General features: G+C 71.9%; 3 protein-coding genes and 1 pseudogene. All 4 read left to right on the top strand.

Going from position 1 to position 4,113, the window contains the following annotated elements:
• Positions 1–1,139: pseudogene (locus tag MTQ10_RS28470) on the top strand (hypothetical protein); the annotation flags it as partial.
• A gap of 134 nt (positions 1,140–1,273) precedes the next feature.
• Complete coding sequence (locus MTQ10_RS28465) at positions 1,274–2,185, top strand: ABC transporter ATP-binding protein (protein ID WP_247473213.1); 912 nt, start codon at positions 1,274–1,276, stop codon at positions 2,183–2,185.
• Positions 2,182–2,922, top strand: coding sequence for an ABC transporter permease (locus MTQ10_RS28460; protein ID WP_247473212.1), 741 nt, complete (start codon positions 2,182–2,184; stop codon positions 2,920–2,922). Before MTQ10_RS28465 ends, MTQ10_RS28460 begins: the two co-directional genes overlap by 4 nt.
• Before the next feature lie 5 nt (positions 2,923–2,927).
• Entirely contained in the window at positions 2,928–4,109 is a 1,182-nt protein-coding gene (locus MTQ10_RS28455) for a sensor histidine kinase (protein ID WP_247473214.1), read from the top strand.
• The last annotated feature ends 4 nt before the right edge of the window (positions 4,110–4,113 follow it).

The raw sequence follows: 4,113 nt of genomic DNA, 5'->3' as shown, positions 1-4,113 counted from the left end.
CCCCCGAACCGCCCCCGGGCAGCTTCGCCGCGCCCCACGACAACGTCTCCGGGAACACCGTCACCAGCGGCATCCCCGTCGTGCCGCCGGGCCGCGCCGACATCGGCCCGTTCGACGGCCCCGGCCCGTCCGCGCCCGCCCCGGCCGCCGCCGCGCCGAAGCCGGCGCCCAAGAGCAGCGCCCCCGCACCGAAGAAGAAGGGCCGCAGCAAGCTCGTCCTGCTCGGCGGCGGTGTGTTCCTGCTCCTCGTCGGCGCGTACGGCGCGGGCCTGCTGATGAACCACTCCGACGTGCCCAAGGGCACCACCGTGCTCGGCGTCGACATCGGCGGCGGCACCCGCGACGACGCGATCAAGAAGCTGGACGCCGCCTTCGGCGGACGTATCGACCAGCCGCTGAAGCTGAACGTCGGCGGACGGACCGTCACCCTCAAACCCGACCAGGCCGGCCTGCACTTCGACGAGGACGCCACCGTCGGCAAGGCCGCCGGCAGCGACTACAACCCGGTCTCCGTGATCGGCTCGCTGTTCGGACAGCACCGCGAGGTCGAGCCGGAGATGCCGGTCGACGAGGAAAAGTTGCAGGTCGCCCTGGAGAACGCGGCGGGCGGCGCATCCTCCGGCAGCGACGGCACGATCCGCTTCGTGTCCGGCAAGGCCGTCGCCGTCTACGGCAAGCCCTACAAGGGCATCGACGTCGCCCGCTCCAAGCAGGCCGTCGCCCAGGCCTACCGCACCCAGGTCGCGACCGGCGCGAGCAGCCCCGTCACCGTGCCGACCACCACCCGGCAGCCCACGGTCAGCAACGCCGAGGTCGACCGGATGATGAAGGAGTTCGCCGAACCGGCGATGTCCGCGAAAGTCACCGTCACCACCGACCAGGGCAAGCAGATCTCCTTCAGCCCGGAGAAGTCCCTGTGGAAGTTCCTCCGGGTCAAGGCCGTGGACGGCAAACTGGTCGACGCCCCCGACGAGGCCGCCCTGAAGGAGCTGTACGGCAACACCTTCGACGGCGTGCTCATCACCCGCGCCGACGGCCGGAAGACCCCGGTGACCGTCCAGGACGTCTACGGCGCCCTGCGGACCGCGCTGAAGAGCACCACCAACCGGGTCGCCGTCATCGACACGAACCCCAGCTGAGCCGGCCGGCCCCGCCCCAGGGGCCGCACCATGTCATGCCGTACGGGACGACCCGTACGGCATGACATCTGTCATACGGGACTTCGGACGGTCGGCACTGCCGCCCCAGGGGGCCGCGCCGACAGGATGGCCGTATGGAAAAGACAGCCGCGGTGGTCGCGTTCGATCAGGTCAGCAAGGCATACGGCGATGTGAGGGCAGTGGACGGGCTGACCCTGTCCCTGCACCCGGGGCAGACGGTGGCCCTGCTGGGCCCCAACGGCGCGGGCAAGTCCACCACCCTGGATCTGCTGCTCGGCCTCAAGCAGGCCGACAGCGGCACCGTGCGCCTGTTCGGCGGCACCCCGCGCGAGGCGATCGTCGCCGGGCGGGTCGGCGCCATGCTGCAGAGCGGTGGACTGATGAACGAGGTGACCGTCGAGGAACTCGTCCGCCTCGCCTGCGATCTGCACCCGCGCCCGTACCGGGTCTCCGACGTCCTCGCCCGCGCCGGCATCACCCAGATCGCCGACCGCAAGGTGGACAAGCTCTCCGGCGGCCAGGCACAGCGTGTCCGCTTCGCCCTCGCCACCGCCGGCGACAGCGACCTCATCGTCCTCGACGAGCCCACGACCGGCATGGACGTCACCTCCCGCCAGGCCTTCTGGGCCACCATGCGCGAACAGGCCGACGCGGGCCGCACCGTCCTGTTCGCCACGCACTACCTCGAAGAGGCCGACGCCGTCGCCGACCGGGTCCTCGTCCTGCACCGGGGCCGCCTCCTCGCCGACGGCACCGCCGCCGAGATCAAGGCCAGGGCCGGCGCCCGGCGGATCTCCTTCGACCTGGAGGGCGAGATCGACGAGCCGTCGCTGCGCGCCCTGCCCTGCCTCACCACCCTCGACGTCTCCGGCTCCACCGTCCGCATCCAGTCCACCGACGCCGACGCGACCGTGCACGCCCTGTACGGCCTCGGCCTGTACCCGCGCAATCTGGAGGTCGCAGGCCTCGGCCTGGAGCAGGCCTTCGTCGCCATCACCGCCGCCGAGGAGGCCAAGGCCCTGTGAACAGCCTGATCAAGCTCGAACTGACCCGCGCCCTGCGCAACCGCAAGTTCCTCTTCTTCTCCGTGCTGTACCCGTCGCTGCTGTTCCTGCTCATCGCGGGCAGCGCCGACAGCGTCGAGACCATCGGCGACACCGGGCTGACCCTGCCGACGTACATGATGGTGTCGATGGCCTCCTTCGGCGCCCTCACCGCCGTTCTCATGGGCAACAGCGAGCGCATCGCCAAGGAACGCGAGAGCGGCTGGGTACGCCAGCTGCGGCTGACCCCGCTGCCCGGACGCGGCTACGTCCTCGCCAAGACCGCGAGCGCCGCCGTCGTCAGCCTCCCGTCGATCGTCGTGGTGTTCGTCGTCGCCGCCGCCGTCAAGGACGTACGCCTGGACGCCTGGCAGTGGCTCGCCCTCACCGGTGTCATCTGGGCCGGCAGCCTCGTCTTCGCCGCCCTCGGAGTCGCCATCGGCTACCTCGCCAGCGGCGACGCCGTCCGCCCCATCACCATGATCATCTACTTCGGCATGTCGATGCTGGGCGGCCTGTGGATGCCGACCACCACCTTCCCCGACTGGTTGCAGGACGTCGCCGAGTGGATGCCCACGCACGCGTACGCTGCTCTGGGGCAGGCGATCGAGCAGAGCCAGGCCCCGCACGCCCAGGACATCGCCCTCCTCGCCGTGTTCTTCGCCCTGTTCGCGGGCGGCGCGGCCTGGCTGTACCGGAAGGACACGCTGAAGGCGTGAGCACGATGACGGAAGACCGGCACACCGAGACCGGCGGACCGATGCGGATCGGGCAGGCCCCCCGCAACCGCCGGGACCTGCTGATCAAACTGGCCTGGATCGGGGTGTGGCTGGTCTTCCTCAGCTCACCCGTCCACGACCTGGCCGCCGGCGACCACACCACTGGCGGCCGGGCCGCCGGCTGGGCCGGTCTCGCCGTCTTCGTCGCGCTCTATCTCGCGGTCGTCATACGCAACATGGGGCGCCCGCTGATCGCCCCGTACCGCGTCGCGCTGATGGTCGCGCTGGCGGTCGTCGCCACCGTGCTGTGCCTGACCCTCGGCCCCGCCTTCCTCGGCCTGTTCTGCTACGTCTCCGTCGCGTGCGGCGCCGCCCTGCCGCTGCGCGCCGCTTCCTGGGCCATCCCCGCCTCCGCCGGGGCGACCGTGCTGCTCGGCCTGTACACCGGCGCCGACGACGTGTGGTCGCTGGTGACGATCGTGCTGCTCATCGGGTTCGCGATGTGCGGCATCGCCCAGCTCATCCGCACCACCATCGAACTGCGCAAGGCCCGCGCCACCGTCGCCCAGCTCGCCGCCAACGAGGAGCGGCTGCGGCTCGCCCGCGACCTGCACGACCTGCTCGGGCACTCCCTGTCCCTGATCACGCTGAAGAGCGAACTCGCGGGCCGGATGCTGCCCGACCACCCCGACAAGGCCGCCCAGCAGGTCGCCGACATCGAACAGGTCAGCCGCCAGGCCCTCGTCGACGTCCGCGAGGCCGTCAGCGGCTACCGCCGCCCCCGCCTGTCCGCGGAACTCGCCGGCGCCCAGGTCGCGTTGACCGCGGCCGGCGTCACCGCCGACGTCCCCGCCGAACCCGACCTGACCGGCGTCCCCGAGGACACCGAGGCCGCCCTGGCGTGGGCGCTGCGGGAGGCCGTCACCAACGTCGTACGGCACAGCGGCGCCGACCGCTGCACGGTCGAGGTGCTGCGCCGCCAGACCCTGGACGGGCCCGTGCTGGAACTCACCGTGGAGGACGACGGCGGCGGCGCCGGCGGCGGCACCCCGGGCAACGGCCTCACCGGCCTGCGCGAACGCCTGGAGAAGGCCGGCGGCAGCCTGGAGGCGGGCTCGGTGCGCCACGGCTTCCGGCTCACGGCCCGCGTGCCGGTGAGCGGTGGCGCGGGGGCGGCGGAGTGGTGACCGG

It is taken from the genome of Streptomyces sp. XM83C (genome assembly GCF_023072675.1).
Classification (GTDB): Bacteria; Actinomycetota; Actinomycetes; order Streptomycetales; family Streptomycetaceae; genus Streptomyces; species Streptomyces thermocoprophilus.
Note: the sequence above shows the minus strand (reverse complement) of the source record. Positions and strands in the feature narration are given on the sequence as shown.

What these genes read in the sequence shown, in the direction of transcription:
- MTQ10_RS28465 (WP_247473213.1), top strand. Translation starts at nt 1,274, where the DNA reads ATGGAAAAGACAGCCGCGGTGGTCGCGTTCGATCAGGTCAGCAAGGCA.
- MTQ10_RS28455 (WP_247473214.1), top strand. Translation starts at nt 2,928, where the DNA reads ATGACGGAAGACCGGCACACCGAGACCGGCGGACCGATGCGGATCGGG.